At 59.4% G+C, this 21,151-nt stretch carries 22 protein-coding genes; 21 read left to right on the plus strand and 1 reads right to left on the minus strand.

The window, feature by feature from the left end:
- Positions 1–122: 122 nt before the first annotated feature.
- The 14 genes from AC3WLT_RS24935 to xylB all read left to right on the plus strand — a co-directional run bounded on the left by AC3WLT_RS24935 (position 123) and on the right by xylB (position 13,565).
- A complete protein-coding gene (locus tag AC3WLT_RS24935; RefSeq protein ID WP_492594353.1) occupies positions 123–1,016 on the plus strand; it encodes a LysR family transcriptional regulator in 894 nt (297 codons plus the stop codon).
- Positions 1,017–1,073: 57 nt separating this feature from the next.
- Positions 1,074–2,021, plus strand: a complete 948-nt coding sequence (locus AC3WLT_RS24940) for a LysR family transcriptional regulator (RefSeq protein WP_492594354.1) — start codon at positions 1,074–1,076, stop codon at positions 2,019–2,021.
- Positions 2,022–2,166: 145 nt separating this feature from the next.
- The gene (locus tag AC3WLT_RS24945) at positions 2,167–3,030 is read left to right on the plus strand and encodes a VOC family protein (protein ID WP_492594355.1); all 864 of its coding nucleotides are present in this window, start codon (positions 2,167–2,169) and stop codon (positions 3,028–3,030) included.
- A gap of 13 nt (positions 3,031–3,043) precedes the next feature.
- Positions 3,044–3,727, plus strand: a complete 684-nt coding sequence (locus AC3WLT_RS24950) for a class II aldolase/adducin family protein (RefSeq protein WP_492594356.1) — start codon at positions 3,044–3,046, stop codon at positions 3,725–3,727.
- An 18-nt stretch (positions 3,728–3,745) separates the two neighbouring features.
- Complete coding sequence (locus AC3WLT_RS24955) at positions 3,746–5,215, plus strand: 2-hydroxymuconic semialdehyde dehydrogenase (RefSeq protein ID WP_492594357.1); 1,470 nt, start codon at positions 3,746–3,748, stop codon at positions 5,213–5,215.
- Between the two features lie 7 nt (positions 5,216–5,222).
- The gene (locus AC3WLT_RS24960) at positions 5,223–6,008 is read left to right on the plus strand and encodes a fumarylacetoacetate hydrolase family protein (protein ID WP_492594358.1); all 786 of its coding nucleotides are present in this window, start codon (positions 5,223–5,225) and stop codon (positions 6,006–6,008) included.
- Between the two features lie 16 nt (positions 6,009–6,024).
- Complete coding sequence (gene dmpH, locus AC3WLT_RS24965) at positions 6,025–6,813, plus strand: 2-oxo-3-hexenedioate decarboxylase (protein WP_492594421.1); 789 nt, start codon at positions 6,025–6,027, stop codon at positions 6,811–6,813.
- 24 nt (positions 6,814–6,837) lie between these two features.
- A complete protein-coding gene (gene thmT, locus AC3WLT_RS24970; protein ID WP_492594359.1) occupies positions 6,838–7,029 on the plus strand; it encodes a 2-hydroxymuconate tautomerase in 192 nt (63 codons plus the stop codon).
- Between the two features lie 17 nt (positions 7,030–7,046).
- Positions 7,047–7,985, plus strand: coding sequence for an acetaldehyde dehydrogenase (acetylating) (locus AC3WLT_RS24975; protein WP_492594360.1), 939 nt, complete (start codon positions 7,047–7,049; stop codon positions 7,983–7,985).
- Positions 7,986–7,996: 11 nt separating this feature from the next.
- Positions 7,997–9,043, plus strand: coding sequence for a 4-hydroxy-2-oxovalerate aldolase (gene dmpG / locus AC3WLT_RS24980; protein WP_492594361.1), 1,047 nt, complete (start codon positions 7,997–7,999; stop codon positions 9,041–9,043).
- Positions 9,044–9,142: 99 nt separating this feature from the next.
- The gene (locus tag AC3WLT_RS24985; protein ID WP_492594362.1) at positions 9,143–10,471 is read left to right on the plus strand and encodes an MFS transporter; all 1,329 of its coding nucleotides are present in this window, start codon (positions 9,143–9,145) and stop codon (positions 10,469–10,471) included.
- A 65-nt stretch (positions 10,472–10,536) separates the two neighbouring features.
- Positions 10,537–10,773 (plus strand): hypothetical protein, encoded by a 237-nt coding sequence (locus AC3WLT_RS24990; RefSeq protein WP_492594422.1) that lies wholly within the window; start codon positions 10,537–10,539, stop codon positions 10,771–10,773.
- Positions 10,774–11,338: 565 nt separating this feature from the next.
- Positions 11,339–12,067, plus strand: a complete 729-nt coding sequence (locus AC3WLT_RS24995) for an SDR family oxidoreductase (RefSeq protein WP_492594363.1) — start codon at positions 11,339–11,341, stop codon at positions 12,065–12,067.
- Between the two features lie 34 nt (positions 12,068–12,101).
- Entirely contained in the window at positions 12,102–13,565 is a 1,464-nt protein-coding gene (xylB, locus tag AC3WLT_RS25000) for a xylulokinase (RefSeq protein WP_492594364.1), read from the plus strand.
- Between the two features lie 65 nt (positions 13,566–13,630).
- Here xylB and AC3WLT_RS25005 read toward each other — a convergent pair whose 3' ends face one another.
- Positions 13,631–15,022, minus strand: coding sequence for an aminotransferase-like domain-containing protein (locus AC3WLT_RS25005; protein WP_492594365.1), 1,392 nt, complete (start codon positions 15,020–15,022; stop codon positions 13,631–13,633).
- A 384-nt stretch (positions 15,023–15,406) separates the two neighbouring features.
- Between AC3WLT_RS25005 and AC3WLT_RS25010 the strand changes: the two genes are divergently transcribed.
- Genes AC3WLT_RS25010 through AC3WLT_RS25040 form a run of 7 tightly spaced genes read left to right on the plus strand, consistent with a single transcriptional unit; the run spans position 15,407 to position 21,083 of the window.
- On the plus strand, positions 15,407–15,889 hold the full coding sequence (locus AC3WLT_RS25010) for an MSMEG_0572/Sll0783 family nitrogen starvation response protein (RefSeq protein WP_492594366.1): 483 nt from the start codon (positions 15,407–15,409) through the stop codon (positions 15,887–15,889).
- Between the two features lie 20 nt (positions 15,890–15,909).
- Complete coding sequence (locus AC3WLT_RS25015; protein WP_492594367.1) at positions 15,910–16,947, plus strand: Nit6803 family nitrilase; 1,038 nt, start codon at positions 15,910–15,912, stop codon at positions 16,945–16,947.
- Positions 16,901–18,055 (plus strand): MSMEG_0568 family radical SAM protein, encoded by a 1,155-nt coding sequence (locus AC3WLT_RS25020; RefSeq protein ID WP_492594368.1) that lies wholly within the window; start codon positions 16,901–16,903, stop codon positions 18,053–18,055. The genes AC3WLT_RS25015 and AC3WLT_RS25020 overlap by 47 nt, the downstream gene beginning before the upstream one ends.
- A 2-nt stretch (positions 18,056–18,057) precedes the next feature.
- Positions 18,058–18,621: an MSMEG_0567/Sll0786 family nitrogen starvation N-acetyltransferase gene (locus AC3WLT_RS25025; RefSeq protein ID WP_492594369.1), complete on the plus strand. Its 564-nt coding sequence runs from the start codon at positions 18,058–18,060 to the stop codon at positions 18,619–18,621.
- Complete coding sequence (locus tag AC3WLT_RS25030) at positions 18,618–19,604, plus strand: sll0787 family AIR synthase-like protein (protein WP_492594370.1); 987 nt, start codon at positions 18,618–18,620, stop codon at positions 19,602–19,604. The genes AC3WLT_RS25025 and AC3WLT_RS25030 overlap by 4 nt, the downstream gene beginning before the upstream one ends.
- A complete protein-coding gene (locus AC3WLT_RS25035) occupies positions 19,601–20,773 on the plus strand; it encodes an MSMEG_0565 family glycosyltransferase (protein WP_492594371.1) in 1,173 nt (390 codons plus the stop codon). The genes AC3WLT_RS25030 and AC3WLT_RS25035 overlap by 4 nt, the downstream gene beginning before the upstream one ends.
- A gap of 25 nt (positions 20,774–20,798) precedes the next feature.
- Entirely contained in the window at positions 20,799–21,083 is a 285-nt protein-coding gene (locus tag AC3WLT_RS25040; protein WP_492594372.1) for an MSMEG_0570 family nitrogen starvation response protein, read from the plus strand.
- Positions 21,084–21,151: the final 68 nt, after the last annotated feature.

A 21,151-nucleotide genomic window follows, 5' to 3' on the forward strand; every position in this document is an offset into this window, starting at 1 on the left:
TGGAAAACTCGACTTCTCACGCTTTAATGAGCATGCCCGATGAGCCCCGTTACCCACTCCGTTTTCAAAAGAGCCTGATTTTGTAATGAGTAACTATTAGCAGAATAGATAGCGGGAGGCGTGTGAAGGATTTGAACCTGCTTTATGCTTTCGAAGCGATTTGGCGGGAAAGATCGGTCTCAGCCGCCGCCGATGTGCTTGGTGTCACTCAGTCAGCTGTGAGCGGTTCGTTGAAGAAGCTGCGGGTGGAATATGACGACAAGCTGTTTGTGCTGGTTGGGCGGCGCATGGAGCCAACCCCCTTGGCCAACGAGTTGGCACCCATGCTGCTGGATGCGTTGGCGATGATCCGCAGAACGCGTAAGGAGCCGGCAAGTTTTGAACCGCTCCAGTCGAAACGGGTATTCACCATCAGGACGCGCGACATCGGGGAAGTCGCCTGTTTCCCACGACTTGTTCAACGACTTCGGGAAACGGCTCCGAACGTCCGAATTCGAAGCATATGGAAGCCGATTGACGAGACGCTGGCGGGCCTCGCAAGCGGGCAGATCGATCTGGCCATTGGGTATCTCCCCGCGCTCGAGGCGGGAATACACGGCAAGTCCCTTTTCTCGCAGAAATACGTGACGGTAATGCGAAAAGGACATCCGCTAGAAGCGTCTGTTTTGACGCTAGACCGTTTTCTAACTCAAGAACATCTGCTCGTCGAATACTCGGGAAGTGGTCATGTACTGCTAGAAAAGGCATTGGTTGAAGCGGGTGCGAAGGACCGCATCAGGCTTCGGCTGCCGCAGTATCTGTCCGCCCCTCATATTGTCACCAGCACGGACCTGATATGGGTCGTGCCTGAGCTACTCGCAAATGAACTGACGAAGCATTTTGAGCTTGTTGTGAAGCCACTACCTTTATCGGTACCAGAATTTGACGTAGCCATGTACTGGCACGACCGATACCATCGCGATCCTGCAAGCCGGTGGCTCCGGGAGCAGTTCGACACGCTCTTTCGAACGGTCTGAGCGCTGATGGCAGCGATAAGAGGCGCAACGCTAATAGCGCCGCCCAAGGAGACGCAGATGAATCTTTTGACTTTGGATCTAAACCTCCTGCTTGTATTCGACTCCATTCTGAGAACGAGGAGCACGACGCTGGCAGCGGAAGAATTGAGCTTGACACAGTCGGCCGTCAGCAACGCCTTGAAGCGTTTGCGAACATCCTTCGATGATCCATTGTTCGTCAAGACAAAGGACGGAATGCTGCCGACCTCTTTGGCAGAGGGCCTTGCTGATCATGTCAGCGCAGGCTTGGCATCGCTCCGGCAAGCCGTGGAAACCAAGAGCAGTTTCGACCCTCAGACGTCCGACCGGTCTTTTACGATCTACATGAGTGACCTTGGGCAGATGGTGTTCATGCCGAAGCTAATCTCGCACTTGGCATCGGCTGCACCGAACATTCGAATCGTCACCGTAGATGCCACGCCGAAAGACGCGCAAAACGCAATGTCGACCGGTGAAATCGATCTGGCGATAGGTTTGTTTATGAGCTTTGATCCGGGGTTTCATCAGCAACGGCTTTTCCGTGAATACTACGTTGCGTTGGTACGTGACGGACACCCCGCTATATCGACTGCGCTGTCGCTCAGGCGGTTCCTGGATGCGCGGCATGCAGTGTACAAGCCTACGGCTGGTAGTCACGCCATGTTCGAAGAGGCAGTCGAGCGTGTATTTGAGGAAAATGGACGCGCCAGGCAGGTTGCTGTCCGACTCGCCCATTCGCTTGGATTATCGCAAATGATCACAGCAAGTGACCTGCTCGTTTGTGTTCCCAGTCGCTTGGCGAACGCCTTCAATGACTATGCAAGCGTCAGAGTCTTTCCGTTGCCGTTTGAAGCACCCACCTTCGATATCTCACAGCTCTGGCATGACAGATGTCATCGTGACGCCGGGCACCGCTGGCTCCGAAGCACCGTTGCATCATTGTTCGCGAGTCAGTCTGGACACCAGGCTGCTGGGCAAAATTCATGATGTAAATTCTGTGGATTTACACAATTCGTTGGTGCAATAACGGTCGTCAGCCTATCTTGAACGAATCAACGCGGTAGCAGCTGCAGTCTTCCAGATCATGGCCTCGGCTCGGCTGCTGCAAATCAAGAAAAGCTGGAGACAGACTGTGATCAACTTACACGACATTCGATACGTCCGCCTGGCAACGAATGACCTTCAGTCTACTGTCAAGTACGCGCAGGAGATACTTGGACTGCAACAGGTTCGGCGAGAGGGACCCTTCGTCTATTTTCGCAGTGACAATCGTGACCATTCTGTCTGTTACTACGAAGGCAACCCTGCTGAGCATGTTCTTGCTTTCGAAGTAACCACGGCCGAAGAGCTGGACGGCGCTGCTGCTCAGCTTGAGGCAATGCGGACGCCGGTGAAGCGCGGAAGTCGCGATGAAAGCGAAATGCGGCGCGTCGAGGACTTCATTACGTTCGCTGACCCGACCGGCAATAAGATCGATCTTGTGCTGCGTCCCCATGAGAGCAGCCGCCGATACCACGCGTCGCGCGACGCGGGCATCGAATCATTCAGCCACGTCGGCCTTCGCACGACAAATGCCGCTCGCGACGAGGAATTCTGGACGACAGTTTGCAATGCGCGCGTATCTGACCGAATCGGCGACGCGCCGCTTCTGCGTATCGATGAAGTGCATCACAAGATCGCGCTCTTTCCCTCAGACCACGCAGGTGTCCAGCACGTCAACTTTCAGGTCAACAGTATCGATGACCTGATGCGCTCATATTACTTCCTGCTTGAGCGTGGCATACCCATCCGCTTTGGTCCTGGTCGACATCCTACGTCAGGCGCGGTCTTCCTGTATTTCGCCGGCCCTGACGGGATGATTTACGAGTACTCGACCGGTGTGCGCCTAATCACGGCTGACCAGGAAAGGGACTATAAACCGCGTCAGTTTCCGTTCGGTCAGACTGGCTTCTGCATGTGGGGGGCCAAGCCCAACATCGAGGAATTTTCAGTCTGACGTGGAGAGAGCGATGTCTAACAACGTTCGTTCCGACGCCGACCGGAAGCTGAGAATCGCGGCACGCTCGCTTGGCAGGGCTGGGCTTGCACACGCATACGGGCACTACAGCGTGCGCCTTGATGCCAATCATTTCCTCGTGTGCGCGCCAAAACCAATGACGCTACTGGAAAGCTCCGACGAGGGAACGGTCGTCCCGGTGAAAGGCGCACTGCCCGACGGCGTGCTCGGTGAGGTCCGCATCCACCAGCAGATTTATTCCCAACGCCCAGACATCCAGTCAGTCGCCAGAAGCATGCCGCCCAAGGTGATGTCGCTTTCCACCTTGTCGCGCACACCGGCGCCGCGGCACGGTTTTGGCAGTTACTTCGCGCCATTCGTTCCTCTTTGGGATGACCCTCTTCTTATCCGCTCGGATGAGCAGGCTAGTGCGTTGGTTGAAGTAATGGGCAAAAGCAGGGCCGTGGTAATGCGCGGCAATGGCGCAGTCGTCGCAGGAAGCTCTCCTGAAGAGGTGCTCGTGTTGACGTGGTATCTGGAGGACGCGGCGCGCGTGGAGCTTGATGTATTGGCTTGTGGAGCAGCGCTGTCGGGTATGACGCTGACGCAGACGCAATGTGAAACCCGCGCAACTTTTTCCGGAAGGATTCTGGAACGGATGTGGGACTACCTCACTGCGGGCGACTGCGAACTCTGAATTACATGGAAGATTGAAATGCAAATGCGAGAAAACTCTACGTTCCAGAATTTTATCAATGGCGAGTGGGTGTCGACAGAGCGCCATTTCCGGAACGTCAATCCTGTGGACGGTAGCCTCATCGGACTGGTGCATGAGGCCGGAGCATCCGAGGTCGACGCCGCGGTAAAGGCTGCACGCGCAGCGCTTTCCGGACCATGGGGCCGCTTCAGTGTCCAGGAGCGGGTCGAACTCCTCTACGCTATTGCCGACGGAATTAACAGGCGGTTTGATGACTTCCTGGCTGCGGAAATCGCCGACACGGGCAAACCGCGCTCGCTGGCTAGCCATCTGGACATTCCGCGCGGTGCAGCGAATTTCAAGATCTTCGCGGACGTCATCAAGAATGCGCCGACGGAGTCATTCGAGATGGCCACACCGAACGGTGGCAAGGCGCTCAATTACGCGATCAGGGTACCCAAGGGCGTGGTGGGCGTCATCTGTCCGTGGAATCTGCCGCTGCTGCTTATGACATGGAAAGTTGGGCCAGCACTCGCGTGCGGTAACGCGGTCATCGTGAAGCCCTCCGAGGAAACCCCCGGCACAGCCACTCTGCTTGGCGAAGTGATGAACGAGGTCGGGGTGCCCCCGGGTGTGTACAACGTCGTTCATGGGTTCGGACCTGGGTCGGCCGGCGAGTATCTCACTACGCACAGGGAGGTGAACGCCATTACCTTTACTGGCGAAACACGTACCGGTGAAGCCATTATGAAGGCGGCGGCTCAAGGTACGCGCCCGGTCTCATTCGAACTGGGCGGCAAGAACGCGGCGATCGTGTTTGCGGACTGCGATTTCGATAAGGCAGTCGAGGGGGTTACCCGCTCGGCATTCGCGAACAGCGGACAGGTGTGTCTCGGGACGGAGCGCGTGTACGTCCAACGTCCGATCTTCGACAAGTTCGTGGCGGCACTAAAGGCCAAAGCGGAGTCATTGAAGCCCGGAAATCCCTACGATAAGGAGATGAACTTCGGTCCGCTGATATCGCAGGAGCATCAGCAGAAAGTACTTTCTTATTACGCGCGTGCGCAGGCCGACGGAGCGACAGTCATTACGGGCGGCGGTGTACCTCAGCTCGACGGGAAACTGGCGGAAGGGTCGTGGGTCCAGCCAACAATCTGGACCGGGTTACCTGAAACCTCTGCGGTGATTCAGGAAGAGATTTTTGGTCCCTGCTGCCATATCGCTCCGTTCGACACCGAGGAAGAAGTCGTTGGACTTGCCAACGCGAGCGAATATGGGCTGTGCACCTCGGTATGGACAAGCAACATAGGCACCGCTCACCGTCTTGCGGCTTCCATCGAAGTCGGCCTTTGCTGGATCAACTCTTGGTTCCTGCGCGATCTGCGCACACCCTTCGGCGGCTCAAAGGCGTCTGGCATTGGGCGGGAGGGTGGTGTCCATTCGCTGGAGTTCTATACGGAACTTCGCAACGTTTGTATTCAGCTTTGAGGTGAGCATGGAGGTCTCCGACATCAAGCGCTATGGCGCGGAACTTTATCAGTCACTGGTCACCCGCGAGCCGGTTTTGCCGCTTTCTTCAAGAGTGCCCGGCATAACCATCGACGATGCCTATCGCATTCAGATTGAAATGATGGCCTTGCGCGTTGCCGCGCGCAACGAGCGGGTGGTGGGCAAGAAGGTCGGTGTGACAAGCAAGGTCGTCATGGATCTGCTTCAGGTCAACCAGCCTGACTTCGGCGTGCTGACATCCGGTATGGCCTATCAGGACGGCGCCACGGTTCCATTGGAGAAGTTCATCGCCCCCAAGGCCGAGGGGGAAATTGCTTTCGTCCTGAAGCATGACCTTTCTGGCCCCGGGGTCACGGTTGCGGACGTCCTTCGCGCGACCGAGTTCGTCATGCCTTGCTTCGAACTCGTTGACTCCCGTATTAAGGACTGGAAGATCACGATCACGGATTCCGTCGCCGACAATGCTTCGTCGGGCGCTTTCGTGCTTGGCGATAACGCGATAGATCCCTCGAAGGTCGACTTGTCCACTGTGGGCATGACGCTGGAGAAGAATGGAGAGATCGTCGCGACGGGCGCAGGTGCGGCAGCACTCGGGCATCCCGCAAATGCAGTTGCATGGTTGGCAAATACGCTAGGCCGTCACGGCCTGGGATTGCATGCAGGGGAGGTCATTTTGTCGGGGTCGCTTGCCACGATGGTTCCGGTGAATGTCGGTGACAACCTCCAGGTGCGACTTGGTGGTATCGGCACTGCGTCGGTGCGGTTTAGCTAAAGGATGTGAGGAAGGAATGAATCTCGACAAAAACACCATTGCTTATCTCGCGGAAAAGCTCGAATCCGCTGAGATCGAATGCCGTGAAGTCACGAAGATTACGCAGGAATTCCCGGAGTTGGACTGGGAAGACGCGTATGCGATTCAGGATGAAATCCGTCGACGCAAAGAAGAGCGGGGCGTGCGCATCGTCGGTTACAAGATGGGTCTGACGTCGCACGCGAAAATGCGTCAAATGGGCGTAGCGGAGCCCGTGCGCGGTTTTCTCACTGACTACGGGTACTGCTTCGACGGTTCGAGTATTTCAACGAAGGATCTTATCCACCCAAAGGTCGAAGCGGAAATTGCTTTTGTGCTCAAGCGTCCGTTGAAGGGGCCGGGCTGTACGATCGCCGACGTATTGGCTGCAACGGATTTTGTTATACCCGCGGTCGAGGTCATCGACTCGCGGTATCTGGATTTCAAGTTCGATGTGAAGAGCGTTATCGCAGACAATACCTCTGCTGCCAGGTTTGTCGTGGGGGGCGCTCACAGGTCGGTGGACGGTCTCGACTTGAAGACTTTGGGCGTAGTCCTCGAGAAGAACGGTGAAGTCGTTGCGACCGCCGCTGGCGCGGCAGTGCTCGGCCATCCGGCACATAGCGTAGCCATGCTGGCGAACATGCTTGCGCAACGCGACGAAGCGCTTCCGGCAGGTGCATTCATCATGACTGGCGGCGTCACCGAAGCGATTCCCGTCGAAGCGGGCGACAGTATCGCAGTTCGATATCAAAGCCTCGGATCGCTTTCCATGCGGTTCGTTTGATACGCACAGACACTGAGGAAAAACATGCCGATTATTCAGGTTTACATGATGGAAGGCCGCAGCGACGAACAGAAGGCGAAACTCATTGAGGCGCTGACGTCCGCGACCGTTGAACAAGTGGGCGTTCCGCGCGAATCAGTTCGGGTTCTGATCAGCGAAATGCCCAAGGTGCACTGGGGCATTGGCGGAAAAACGGCCAGGGAACTCGGGCGATAACCTGTCAGGAGCGAGATATGAGTGATACAGGGCGGTCAAAAGTCGCGATTATCGGATCAGGAAACATTGGAACCGATCTGATGATGAAGGTGTTGCGCTACGGTAAGAATCTTGAAGTTGCTGCGTTGGTGGGCATTGACGCGAAGTCGGACGGTCTCGCGCGAGCCGAGCGGCTGGGCGTCGCGGCAATCTCGGACGGCATCGAGGGCCTTCTTGCGTGGCCAGGCATCGAGGAGATCAAGATTGTCTTTGATGCGACATCCGCCGGTGCGCATCGTCGGCACAGTGAGTTGCTGGTTGTGCGAGGCATTAAGGTCATTGATCTCACGCCGGCTGCGATTGGGCCTTACGTCGTTCCAGTAGTTAATCTGGACGAGGAACTGGATGCACCGAACATCAACATGGTGACGTGCGGCGGCCAGGCAACAATCCCAATCGTTGCTGCGGTTTCGCAGGTGGCGAAGGTCAAATACGCCGAGATCATTGCTTCTATCGCAAGCAAGTCAGCAGGACATGGGACTCGGGCAAACATTGACGAATTCACCGAGACGACCACTCGTGCAATCGAGAAGGTCGGTGGTGCGGAAAAAGGCAAGGCGATCATTGTCCTGAATCCGGCCGAGCCGCCACTGATGATGCGGGACACGGTCTACACCCTTTCTGAGCCGGTAGATACCACGCTGATTGAGCGGAGTGTCGCTGATATGGTTGCCAAAGTACAGGCGTATGTCCCCGGCTATCGGTTGAAGCAAAGCGTTCAGTTTGACCTTTATGACGATGCAAACCCCCTCAACGTACCAGGGCTTGGAAAGGTCTCAGGTCTCAAGACCACGGTTCTTCTTGAGGTGGAGGGTGCGGCCCACTACCTGCCCGCGTACGCAGGTAACCTCGACATCATGACGAGCGCCGCTTTGATGTGTGCTGAACGGTTTGCAGAGTCGGCACTTGTCGTATGAAGGAGATGGTAATGAACCCGGTGGAAAAGAAACTGTACATCTCTGATGTGACCCTGCGAGACGGAAGTCATGCTGTGCGTCACCAATACAGCATCGCGAACGTAAAGGCGATCGCGGAAGCGCTGGATGCTGCGGGCGTGGATAGCATTGAGGTTGCGCACGGCGACGGTCTCGCCGGCTCCTCCTTCAACTATGGCTTCGGCGCTCACACTGATATCGAATGGATTGCCGCGGTTGCGGAGGTGGTTCGGCGCGCAAAGGTCGCTACGCTGCTGCTGCCTGGTGTCGGCACCGTTCATCATCTGCGCGAAGCGTACGACGCCGGCGCGCGTGTAGTGCGCGTCGCGACGCACTGTACCGAAGCGGATATTTCGAAGCAGCATATCGAGTATGCGGCCGAGCTCGGCATGGACGCAGTCGGATTCCTGATGATGAGTCACATGGCCGAACCCGCGAAGCTCGCGGAGCAAGCCAAGCTCATGGAATCTTACGGTGCCAGCTGCGTGTATGTCGTGGACTCGGGCGGTGCGCTGGATATGAATGCTGTCCGCGAGCGGTTTCGAGCATTCAAGGACGTTCTGAAACCCGAAACGCAAACTGGCATTCACGCACATCACAACCTGAGTCTGGGCGTAGCCAACTCCATTGTCGCCGTGGAGGAGGGCTGCGACCGCGTTGACGCGAGTCTTGCTGGCATGGGGGCCGGTGCAGGAAATGCCCCGCTTGAGGTTTTCATTGCGGCCGCGAGCCGTCTCAACTGGAACCACGGTTGTGATCTCTATCGACTGATGGATGCAGCGGACGACATCGTGCGGCCACTTCAGGATCGTCCGGTCCGGGTTGACCGCGAAACGCTGGCACTCGGCTATGCGGGAGTCTATTCAAGCTTCCTCAGACACGCCGAGGTGGCGGCCAGGAAATACGGGCTTTCGACGGTGGACATCCTTGTGGAACTGGGCCGTCGACGGATGGTCGGCGGTCAGGAAGACATGATCATCGACGTCGCGTTAGACCTGAAAAAACGCGAGAGCCAAGGTCAGGCTGAAAAAGCGGCCTGAGGCAGGCTGGAAACTTCTCCCAAAACTATACGAGAAACGCTGACGGACCTCAGGTCCGTCAGCTAGGGAGTAGGCGTTTCAACGACCGCAGGAGGAGACATGAAAGCGGCGGATTTGGTGAATGGCAGGGGCATTTCGCGGCTGCAGGTCGCGGTGCTCGTTTATTGCCTCCTTATTGTGACGATCGACGGATTCGATACAGCATCGGTTGGCTACCTGGCTTCCACGCTGCGCGCGCAATGGTCTATGCAGACGGCGAGTATGGGGAAGATCTTCGGCTCAGGGCTGCTGGGCTTGATGATTGGATGCTTCCTGTTTGGACCGGTAGCGGATCGCATCGGCCGCAAAAAGGTGCTCATTGCCTCGGTTGTTTTTTTCGGATGTGGCAGCGTAGCTTCGGCGTTTGCGCAGTCACCTGAACAGATGGCCGCGCTGCGTTTGTTGACCGGACTCGGTCTCGGCGGGGCAATGCCAAACGTGATCACGCTGAGCTCGGAATATAGCCCGGCCCGTTTTCGCTCTCTTCTTGTTACGGCCACTTTCTGCGGATTCACGCTGGGGTTCGCGCTTGGCGGCTGGATTGTGGCGTGGCTCCTTCCTCTCGCAGGTTGGCGAGGTGTACTGGTTGCCGGCGGACTAACCCCGCTGATACTTGTGCCATTCCTAGTCGTGTATTTGCCCGAGTCGCTCGACTATCTTCTCGCCAATGGGCGGCACGCCAGCGAAGTCTTGCGAATTGCGGAGAAGCTTAACCCAGGTATTACGGCCATCGAGATAGAGGACAGCGCTGAACCTCGCTCATTGATTCCCGTGCGGGGCCTGCTTGCGCGTGACGTCAGGTCAGGAACAATCCTGCTGTGGCTAACTTACTTCTGTACATTGTCCGCGTTCTACCTGTTGTCGAGCTGGCTCCCCCTGGCGCTGAAGGATTCGGGCTACTCGATTTCTGAAGCGGCCCGTCTCGGGGCAATGCTCCCATTTGGTGGAACAGTCGGCGCCGTCGTCATCGGATATTTGATGGACAGACGCGATCCTTACCTCGTGCTGGCTTGCTCATACGTCATTGCTGCCATTTCTCTTCTGCTTCTTGGCGGGAGCGTTCACCACTCCGTTCTTCTGCAATGTGTGGTCTTTGGCGCCGGTGTTGGCGTGGCCGGCTCCCAGACGGGAGCGAATGCGTTGACTGCGCGCTTCTATCGTAGCGACGTGCGTGCCACTGGTGTGAGCTGGGCGCTAGGAATGGGCCGCGTCGGTTCGATATTTGGATCAATGGCTGGCGGCGTGTTGTTGGCTACATTGGGAAACATGTCGACGGTGTTTGGAATAGTTGCAATTCCCGTTTCCCTGGCGGCGGCGTTGATGCTCTTGATGAAAAGCGTTCAAACCCGCCGACTAGCCGACGCGGTAACGCCGCTGAAGCTGGGATGACCGACCGTCCATAAGTCGGCCAGTGTTTTTAGAAACGAAGAAGGTGCATTGTAATGAAAATATGAATTCCTAAAGAAAGCAGGTGTGGCGAAACACGTGTGGCGGCAACGCCAGAGACTGTTCGAAAGATGAAGTTACTCGGCTACGAAATTCTGATCCAGTATGGCGCGGACAGTGGTCAAGGTCCAGTCGGCGATTCAGGAAAGCTTTCCTCTCATCATCTGATGGCAAGACGAGGCCAAAGTATTCGTCGAAGGCGCAGTCGGTCTGCGCCCGTGGGTGGAGAGGTTTCGCGCGTATAGGGCCACAGGTCCCCGGCCGCCGTGGGGTCGCAGCGATAGCGAGGCTCTGTCTTTGAAGTTGCGGTCTCTTGAACTGCAACAGCATGAGTTTGGTGGATTGCACTCACAGTGCAACGGCAATTGATGGCGAGCGCATCTCTTTCCACAGACATTAGGCCAAAAAAGTTATGCCGGGGACGACCATCGGCACCTGGGCGTTTTTGTGACGGGGTTGTCGAGCGCCTGTCCGTGCAGATGCGCCCCCTTGCGAGGGACGAGCGAACCACCTTTACCACGCAAGCCATCGGGGTTTTCCTCCCCTAAATTGCCTTGACAGAGCCACCAGTGTAACCGAATATTTGTTCCCTGATAGAGCAGTTGTTCATTTCGAGTGTTGCATAAGACCGGGTGGCACATGTCACGATAAAGCAGAGAATCGCGCAAGATTAAGCCGCAATGATGGTCACCGGTGCAGCCTGAGACGCCGTTCCTTGCGGAGCGAGATGAGTGGAGACAAGCTATTGGGGCAGATTGCTACCTCATCAAGTCTGCGAAGACTGCTAAACAGGACAGGAGGAACAGGAAAATGGCAGGAGAACTGCAAGGCAAAGTCGCTGTGGTCACTGGCGCCGCTTCAGGCATTGGCTTGGCTAGCGCCGAGGCGCTGTTGGCGGCTGGTGCCCGCGTGGTTCTAGTCGACCGCGATGACGCCGCACTGACGTCAGTTTGCAAGAAACACGGCGACGCGGCGATTCCGCTAGTCATAGATTTGCTCGACGCGACGGCTTGTTCAACGCTCGTGCCACGCGTGCTAGAAATCGCGGGGCAAATCGACATCCTTCACGCCAACGCCGGCACTTATGTCGGTGGCGACCTCGTGGACGCGGATACGGCAGCGATTGACCGGATGCTGAATCTCAACGTCAATGTGGTGATGAAAAACGTTCACGATGTCTTGCCCCACATGATAGCCAGACGGACCGGCGATATTATAGTGACCAGCTCCCTGGCAGCTCACTTTCCGACGCCGTGGGAACCGGTCTATGCGTCGTCCAAATGGGCGATTAACTGCTTCGTTCAGACCGTACGGCGCCAGGTTTTCAAGCACGGAATACGCGTTGGTTCCGTCTCGCCTGGACCGGTCGCTAGCGCACTGCTCGCTGACTGGCCGGAGGAAAAGCTCAAAGAAGCCAAAGAGTCGGGGAGCCTGCTTGAGGCCAGCGAGGTAGCCGAGGTCATCATGTTCATGCTGACGCGGCAACGCGGTCTGACTATTCGCGACGTGGTCCTGATGCCAACCAATTTCGACCTTTAGACGATATAGGCAAGACGTATCTTGAGTTCGAATAATGTTTCTTGGCATTGACCTCGGCACGACGGAATTGAAGGTCCTCCTGCTGGCCAGCGATGGACATGTCGTCGGCACCGCTCGCCATCCGCTGGAAATATCGAGGCCGAGGCACCGATGGTCAGAACAGGACCCGGAGGATTGGTGGCGAGCTACGCGCATTGCGCTAGCGACGCTGCGTAAGAACTATCCCGACGCGTTTGGACGCATACAGGCCATTGGTCTCTCTGGTCAAATGCACGGTGCCGTTCTCCTTGATGCCAATGACCAGCCGCTGCGCCCAGCGATATTGTGGAACGATATGCGCAGCGTCAGCGAATGCACTGAACTCACGGCCCGCGCACCAGGGCTGCATGAAATCGCTGGCAATTGCGCAATGCCAGGGCTCACAGCACCAAAGTTATTATGGGTCGCGCGATACGAGCCGGAGCACTTCCGAGAGCTGGCGTGCGTCCTGCTCCCGAAGGACTATCTGCGCCTGCGTTTGACCGGCTTAAAGCTCACGGACCCATCCGATGCGTCAGGAACCCTTTGGCTCGATGTCGGGCGTCGCGAGTGGTCCGACGTTCTTTTGCAAGCCTGTGACATGACGCGAAAGCAGGTGCCACCGATTGAGGAAGGGAGCCGAGCAGTTGGCGTCGTGCGTCGCAGTATCGCCAGCGAGCTTGGCCTGCCGGCGAATGTAATTGTTGCGGCTGGCGGGGGCGACACCGCGACAAGCGCGCTGGGCGTAGGCGCAGCGGAATCGGGGGATGGCTTTCTGTCTCTCGGTACCTCGGGGGTGCTGTCCGTTGTTACTGACCAGTTTCGGCCGAGCCCTCATCCAGGCGTACACGCGCTCTGTCACGCGATTCCGAAAAGGTGGCACCGAACGAGCGTCGTGCTGTCTGCGGCTAGCTGCGTTCGTTGGCTATGCAACCTCACTTCGGCTGACGAAGCATGTTTGCTAGGTGAGGTCGAGAGTGTCAGTGCGAACCGCCGCGCAAAAGCCCCATTGTTCTTGCCTTACCTCTCCGGTGAACGAACACCCCACAATGACCCGTACGCCCAAGGCGTGTTTTTTGGACTTGTTGATTCGACCGACCGCGCCATGCTTGCCTATTCGGTTCTTGAGGGCGTCACGTTTGCTTTGTCGGACGGCCTCGATGCTCTGCGTGCGGACGGCACCCGTGAAACCTCGCTGAGCCTTATCGGTGGAGGCGCACGGAGTACGCTCTGGACGCAGTTGATTGCTGACGCGTTTGGAGTATCGATACGCCGGCCGCCCGATGCACAGTGCATCGCTGCGCTCGGAGCCGCACGTCTCGGCTGGTTGGCGGCTGACGGCGATTTCTCGGCCGTTGTCCGTACCCCGTCGTTATCGCAGGAATTCTTTCCTGACGATGAGCGGCATTCAATACTTATGGAGCGGTTAGCGTCGTATCGAGCTCTGTACAGACAGCTGCGGCCGCTTTTCCCAACGTGACATGTAGTCAATTTCGGAGCGCGGCCGACGTAATGGCTGCGACGTTACATGATCAACGTGACCGTCTACATCATCGGCATATGTAAATGATGCGGATCGTTAAGCGTCTCCGCGACGCGTTGCAAAGCGTCGCGGCAATCGTCGCGATCTTGCGGCCCGCCGAGGCACACGCGGATGGCATTGGGCGGATTGCCGTCAGTCGAGAACGCGGCACCTGCCACCACACCGACGCCCTGATTGCGCAGTTGCAACGCCAGCTCGGGTGCGCTCCAGTTGCATTGCGCCGGAATAGGCAGCCACAGGTGAAAGCCGTCGACGTGCGCGTCGTAGCGCAATTCCGCCAGTTCCTGCGCGGCGATCGCCTGGCGCGCATTGGCCTCCACACGAATCGCGTCGAGCATCTCGCTCGCCGTGCCATCGTTGACCCATTGCGTCGCCAGCATCACCGTGAATGGACTGGGCATCACCGTCGTTGCGCGCAACGCGCCGGCAATGTGTTGTGTTTGCCGCGCAGTCGGCGCGCGCAGGTAGGCGACACGCAAACCGGCGCCGAGTGTCTTCGAAAAGCCGGTGACGTGATAGGTCAACTCGGGTGCGAGCGCGGCAAGCGCGACAGGCTTGCTCGTCGGCAGCCAGCCGTATGCGTCGTCTTCGATGATGGGCACGCTATAGCGCAACGCGACGTCGGCCAGCGCTTCGCGGCGCTGACCCGACAACGTGAGCGTGCTCGGATTCTGCAGTGTCGGATTGCAATAGAACGCGCCGGGTTTTTCGCTCTTGCATAACGCTTCGAATGCATGAGGCAGCGGCCCTTCGTCGTCGCGCGGCAGCGGTTGCAGGCGCACGCCGAGCTGCGACGCGATAGCCTTGATGCCTGGATACGCGAGCGTGTCGAGGCAGATCGTCTCGCTGCGGCGCGCGAGTTGCGAAACGAGCGCAACGAGCGCGCTATGAATGCCCGGGCAGACGAGCACGGTATCGTCTGCGCAATGGGGCAGACGCTCCTTCAGCCAGGTGCGGCCCGCCGCGCGATCGTCGGGCGTGCCGCCGAAATCCTGATAGCGCAGCAGGCGGTACGGATCGGCGTGCGCGAAAAGACTCGCAGCCGACTCGCGCAGACGCGCCGCAAGTTCGGGCGGCTCGGGCGGCATGTTCATCGACATCTCGACACTGCTGCCGCCCGCGAGCGGCAACGTCTGCGTCCGGCCGCGCACGAAGGTGCCGCTGCCGGCGCGCGCATCGAGCAGGCCGCGCTTGCGCGCTTCGGCATAGGCGCGCGCGACGGTCGTGTAGTTCAGTTGCAGCGCGGCCGCCAGATCGCGCAGACCCGGCAGACGGTCACGCGGACGCAGACGCCCGCTCGCGAGATCTTCTTCAATCAGATCCGGAATCACCAGATAAGCCGGTTTGCGGCTTTCGGTTACTCGCTTGAGCCAGTGATGCGTGAGACTGTCCATGCTAAACATTCCTTAATGGGTCGATCAAAAGTAGCACGTGGTTCGCAATAAAAATAAATCATTTCTCATTCGGTCTGAAAGTTGATCGCATTGATTGGATGAATGCACGTTTTCGGGGTTTTCCGCACCATGCGCACGCACGAACATATCTTGCGCTGCGCTGAGACGGTGCGCAGTCGGCTTCGCGATTCGGCGCAAAGCCGCGTCAAACAGGGCATTCAAAGATTTTTTTCGGGTCGCTCGAACAATTGCCGTTTGAATGATCGGAAGTTGATCGCATGTTTCGGGCCGGATGGTGGCATATCCGTTGCGTTATTGAATTTGCCAGCCGGCCATTTTCCGGTGGCCAAATACGATCAATTACGCGACTTATTGGAGAGTGATATGCCCGCAGTCAATAAACCTCTGCATCAGAAAGGCGATTTTCTGGTCGATTACGAAGAGAAGGTTTTCCCCGACGTCAAAGCCGAACCTGGCGAAAAGGCGCTGGTGACGTTTCACACTGTCGCGTTCGAAGGCTCGATCGGTTTCGTCAATCTGTTGCAGGCCACGCGTCTGCAACGCAAGGGCTTCGATACGTCCGTGTTGCTGTACGGGCCGGGCGTCACGCTCGGTCTGCAACGCGGCTTTCCGACGCTCGGCGACGAAGCTTTTCCGGGTCATCTGAACTTCAACAAGCAACTGACGAAGTTCATGGAAGAGGGCGGCAAAGTGTACGCCTGCCGCTTCGCATTGCAGGCGCTGTACGGTCATGGCGAAGCGTCGCTGATCGAAGGCATCCGTCCAATCAATCCGCTCGACGTGCTCGATATCCAGCTTCTCCATCGCAAGGAGAACGCGCTGGTCATCCACACGTGGACCGTTTGAGCGCGGGCCGGATGCCGATCATGTCCGACCAGCGAATCATCCGAGCGGCCGCGGTGCAGATTGCACCGGAGTTCGATCGTCCCGGCGGCACGCTCGACAAGGTGTGCGCGGCGATCGACGAAGCCGCGGCCAAAGGTGTACAGCTGATCGTCTTCCCCGAGACGTTCGTGCCGTACTACCCGTACTTTTCGTTCGTGCGTCCGCCCGTCGCGTCGGGCGCCGATCACATGCGGCTGTATGAACAGGCCGTCGTCGTGCCGGGGCCCGTGACGCAGGCGGTAGCCGAACGCGCGCGCCGTCACGCGATGGTGGTGGTGCTCGGCGTGAACGAGCGCGATCACGGCAGCCTGTACAACACGCAGCTCGTGTTCGACGTCGACGGTCGCCTCGTGCTCAAACGCCGCAAGATCACGCCGACTTTCCACGAGCGGATGATCTGGGGCCAAGGGGACGCGGCGGGACTGAAGGTTGCGCATACGGGCATCGCGCGCGTCGGCGCGCTCGCCTGCTGGGAGCACTACAACCCGCTCGCGCGCTATGCGTTGATGACGCAGCACGAAGAGATTCATTGCAGCCAGTTCCCAGGCTCGCTCGTCGGGCCGATCTTCGCCGAGCAGATCGAAGTCACGATCCGTCATCACGCGCTCGAATCGGGCTGCTTCGTCGTCAACTCGACAGGCTGGCTGAGCGAAGCGCAAATCGATTCGGTGACGAGCGATCCGAAACTGCAAAAGGCACTGCGCGGCGGCTGCCATACCGCGATCGTGTCGCCGGAAGGACAGCATCTCGCTGAGCCTTTACGCGAAGGCGAAGGGATGGTGGTCGCCGATCTCGACATGTCGCTGATTACGAAGCGCAAACGGATGATGGACTCGGTCGGCCATTACGCGCGGCCCGAGTTGTTGAGCCTTGCGATCAACGATCGTCCCGCGAGCCCGGTCGCGCCGATGAACACGGCGTTCGAGCGATTCAGCGCCGATGCCGCTTTCGATACCACGGGTGGAGGTCAGGATGAATGCCAGCGCGAATCTGCCGGCCATGAGCCGGCAGTCAACTGAAGTGGGAACCGAACGGCACAGGCAGATGATGCAACTGCGCACCGAGTTGCAGTCCGCGGGCCTGCGTCTGGTCGATCCGAATGCGGGCGTCGCGAGCCGGCGCGGCGGCGCGGGACCTTCGGATCACAAGGCGGTCACCGTCGACGGCGTGACGATCATGGTGCCGGTGCATACGAGTTCGGCGTGGAACTCGCCATTCGTCGCCAGTGCGCCGGATGAAGCGGGCGCGAGCGCGCTGATGCGCGGCACGATACCGATCGCGGACATCAGCTTTCCGAAGGCGCCGCGCTTCACGCGTTTGCAAACGCTGGACGGCGTGCCGTATTCGCACATCGCCACGCTGCACGGCACCGATGTGCTCGCGACGACCGTGCTGCAAACGTGCATCCGTTATGAAAGCCGCCGCAAGACATGCAAGTTTTGCGCAATCGGCCAGTCGCTTGCGGCGGGCCGCACGATTGCGCGCAAGACGCCTGAACAACTCGCCGAAGTCGCGCGCGCGGCCGTGCTGCTCGACGGCGTCAAGCATATGGTGCTGACGACGGGCACGCCGCCGACGAGCGATCGCGGCGCGCGGATCCTGTGCGAAAGCGCGTTCGCGATCAAGGCCGCTGTCGATTTGCCGATCCAGGCGCAATGCGAGCCGCCCGACGACGACAGCTGGTTCGAACGGATGAAAGCGAGCGGCATCGATACGCTTGGCATGCATCTGGAAGTAGTGACACCTGCCGTGCGCGAACGCGTGATGCCCGGCAAGGCGAGCGTGCCCGTGTCGCGCTATATGGAGGCCTTCAAGGCGGCCGTCGCGGTGTTCGGCAGAGGGCAGGTAAGCACGTACATTCTCGCGGGACTTGGCGACACCGCCGACGCGATCCTGTCGATCTCGCGCGAACTGATTGCGCTCGGCGTCTACCCGTTCGTCGTGCCGTTCGTGCCGATCAGCGGCACGCCGCTCGAAGATCATCCGGCGCCGACGCCGGAGTTCATGAAATCGGTTCTCGCTCCGCTCGGTGCGATGCTGCGCGAAGCGCGGATGCGTTCCGCCGACATCAAGGCGGGCTGCGGCAAATGCGGCGCATGTTCGTCGCTGGCATCGTACGAGGAGTAGCCATGTTCTGCGAATCCGTCGATGAACTGGACGCATTGCCGCTTGCATTCACGCCGGCGGAATACCGCGTGAAATGGGCGACGCTACCGTGGGAAAGCAAAGAAGCCTATGCGCTGCGACGCGCGGTGTTTTGCGTCGAGCAGGGCATCTTTGCCGGCGACGACCGCGATGAAATCGACGCTCACGCGAAGCTGCTGGTTGCCTTGAGTTGCATCGCGGGCGTGCCGGAACAGGTCGTCGGCACCGTACGGATTCACGAGACCGAGCCGCATGTGTGGCTGGGCTCGCGGCTCGCAGTGCATGCGGCGTTCCGCTCGCACGGCAAGCTCGGCTCGACGCTGATCCGGCTCGCCGTGAGCAGCGCGCACGCGCTCGGTTGCGAAACTTTTCTTGCGCATGTGCAAAGCCAGAATGTGCCGTTGTTCCGGCGTCTGCACTGGCAATCGGTTAGCGAAGAGATGCTTTTCGGCCGTGCGCATCATCTGATGGAAGCGGACCTTGCGCACTATCCGCCTTGCTTTACGCCGGAGAACGGGCTCGTCACGTCGTCGCGGGGACGCTCATGAGCATCGCTTCGCTCGTTCTACGGCTAAGGGAAAGCCGCGGCTTCCGGCATAAGACCGATATTGCGGGAGTCGTCGCGTCGTTGGCGCAGCGCCTGCCGCACGGCGTGCGCGATCTCGCGCAGGCGGTCGCGGTCGGCGACGACTGCGCGGCGATCCGCGACGGCGACGGCTACCTGCTCTTTGCGATCGAAGGGCTGGTGAGCGATTTCGTCAAAGCCATGCCGTGGTTCGCGGGCTACAGCAGCGTGATGGTCAACATCAGCGATGTGTATGCGATGGGCGGCCGGCCGCTTGCCGTCGTCGATGCGTTGTGGAGCGACGGTCTCGGCGCGGCCGAAGAAGTGCTGGCCGGCATCGCGGCGGCGTCGGTTGCGTACGGCGTGCCGGTGGTTGGCGGGCATAGCAATACGCGCAGCGCGCAGCCGCAACTCGCGGTGTCGATTGTGGGCCGTGCGCGCGCGTTGCTGTCGAGCTTCAATGCGCGCGCAGGCGATCGCCTGGTGATGGCCGTCGATCTGCGTGGCCGCTTCGAAGACCCGTATCCGTTCTGGAATGCATCGGTCGGCGCGCCGGCGCAGCGCTTGCGCGGCGATCTCGAACTGCTGCCCACACTCGCGGAATGCGGCCTGTGCGATGCCGCGAAGGACATCAGCATGGCCGGCGTGCTGGGCACATCGTTGATGCTGCTCGAATGTTCGGCGACGGGCGCGCGAATCGATCTGGACGCGATTCCACGACCGCAGGGCGTCGACTTCGAGCGTTGGCTCAGCGCGTTTCCGAGCTTCGGGTTCGTGCTGTCGGTGCGCGCGGAACGCGTTGACGAAGTGCTTGCGCGCTTCGATGCACGCGATCTGGCGTGCGCGGTGATCGGCGAAGTCGATACGTCGCGCGAAGTGGTGCTTACTCAGCACGGCGACGCGGCGCTGCTCTGGAATTTCGGCGATGGGCCGTTCATCGGCGCGCCTTCGGGAGCGCGCGCATGAAGACACGTCCCCTTCGAATCGCGCTCTTCACGCACTCGGTGAACCCGCGCGGCGGCGTCGTGCACACGCTCGAACTCGCGCGCGCATTGCATGACGCAGGACATCGCGTGACGATCTTCGCGCCGTCGGCCGGCGGAGCCGCGATGTTCCGGGCGTCGCCGTGCCGGATCGTGCTCGCTCGCGTCGCGGCGAACGCGAGCGACGCAGTATCGATGGTGCAGGCGCGTATCGACGCGTTAAAGGCCGCATTGCTGACCAACGATCCGGCGAGCTTCGACGTTCTCCACGCGCAGGACAGCATCAGCGGCAACGCACTCGCCGAGCTTCGGCATGAAGGCGCGATACGCGGGTTCGTGCGAACGGTCCACCATCTCGATGACTTTACCGTGCCGCGCCTCGCCGAATGGCAGCGGCGCGCGTATGCAGATGCCGATGCCGTTTATTGCGTCAGCGATGCGTGGACGTGCCGGATGCTGCGCGACTTCGGCGTGAACGCGGTGACCGTGACGAACGGCGTCGATTTAAAGCGCTTCACGGCGACACGTGACAATTCCGAGGACACGGCGCTGCTCGCAAGGTTCGGCATTGTCGGCGCGCCCGTCGTGCTGGCGGTCGGCGGCATCGAGGAACGCAAGAACACACTGCAACTGCTCGAAGCGTTCGCGTCGCTCAGGCAGACGCATGCCGATGCGCAACTCGTCGTGGCGGGCGGTGCGAGTCTCCTGAATCACGACGCCTATAGCAGGCAGTTTTTCGAGCGCGCTGCGGCGCTGGATCTTGCGATTGGCGCGGGCTGTCCGATCGTCGTCACCGGCCCGCTCGACGACGACGTCATGCCCGCGCTCTTGCGCCGCGCCGATGTCGTATCGATGGTTTCGTTGCGCGAGGGATTCGGGCTGGTCGTGCTGGAAGCGCTGGCGTCGGGCACGCCGGTTGTTGTTTCGCAGATTGCACCGTTCATCGAGTACCTCGATGAACGCGTCTGCTGCTGGGCGCAGCCTCACGACGCGCACAGCATCGCTAGCGCGCTGCGCCGTTCGCTCGATGCGTGCGGGGGCATCGATTTCTCCCACGCGGTACCTGAGTTGTTGCAGCGCTTCAGTTGGACCGCGAGCGCCCGCCGTCACATCGCGTTATACAGGCGGCAACTGCAACTCACTCCCGCCTGAACCAATCACTTATCGAGGATATGTCATGCCAGTCATGCACTTCAGGGTCCAGTGGCCCGATGGCACCGAGGCCAACTGCTATTCACCGTCGACGGTAGTCGGCGAGTTCTTTGCCGCGGGCGAGAGCTACGCGTTAAGCGAGTTTGTCGAACGCTCGCGCGAGGCTTTGCATATCGGCTCCGAGCGCGTGCGCGAGAAGTACGGCTTCGCCTGTTCCGCCGCAATGGATCAGCTCGCGCAGATCGAGCAGCAGGCCGAGGGCTTTTCGTCGGACCCGCTGGCGGTCGTGAAGGTCGTCGAACTTTTGTGAAACCTGAATGCGGCGTGCCCTTTGACGAAGCGATGGCAGTGGGCGCCCGAACATTCATACGCAAGGCA

The sequence above is a fragment of the Paraburkholderia sp. FW306-2-2C-D06C genome (assembly GCF_058781505.1).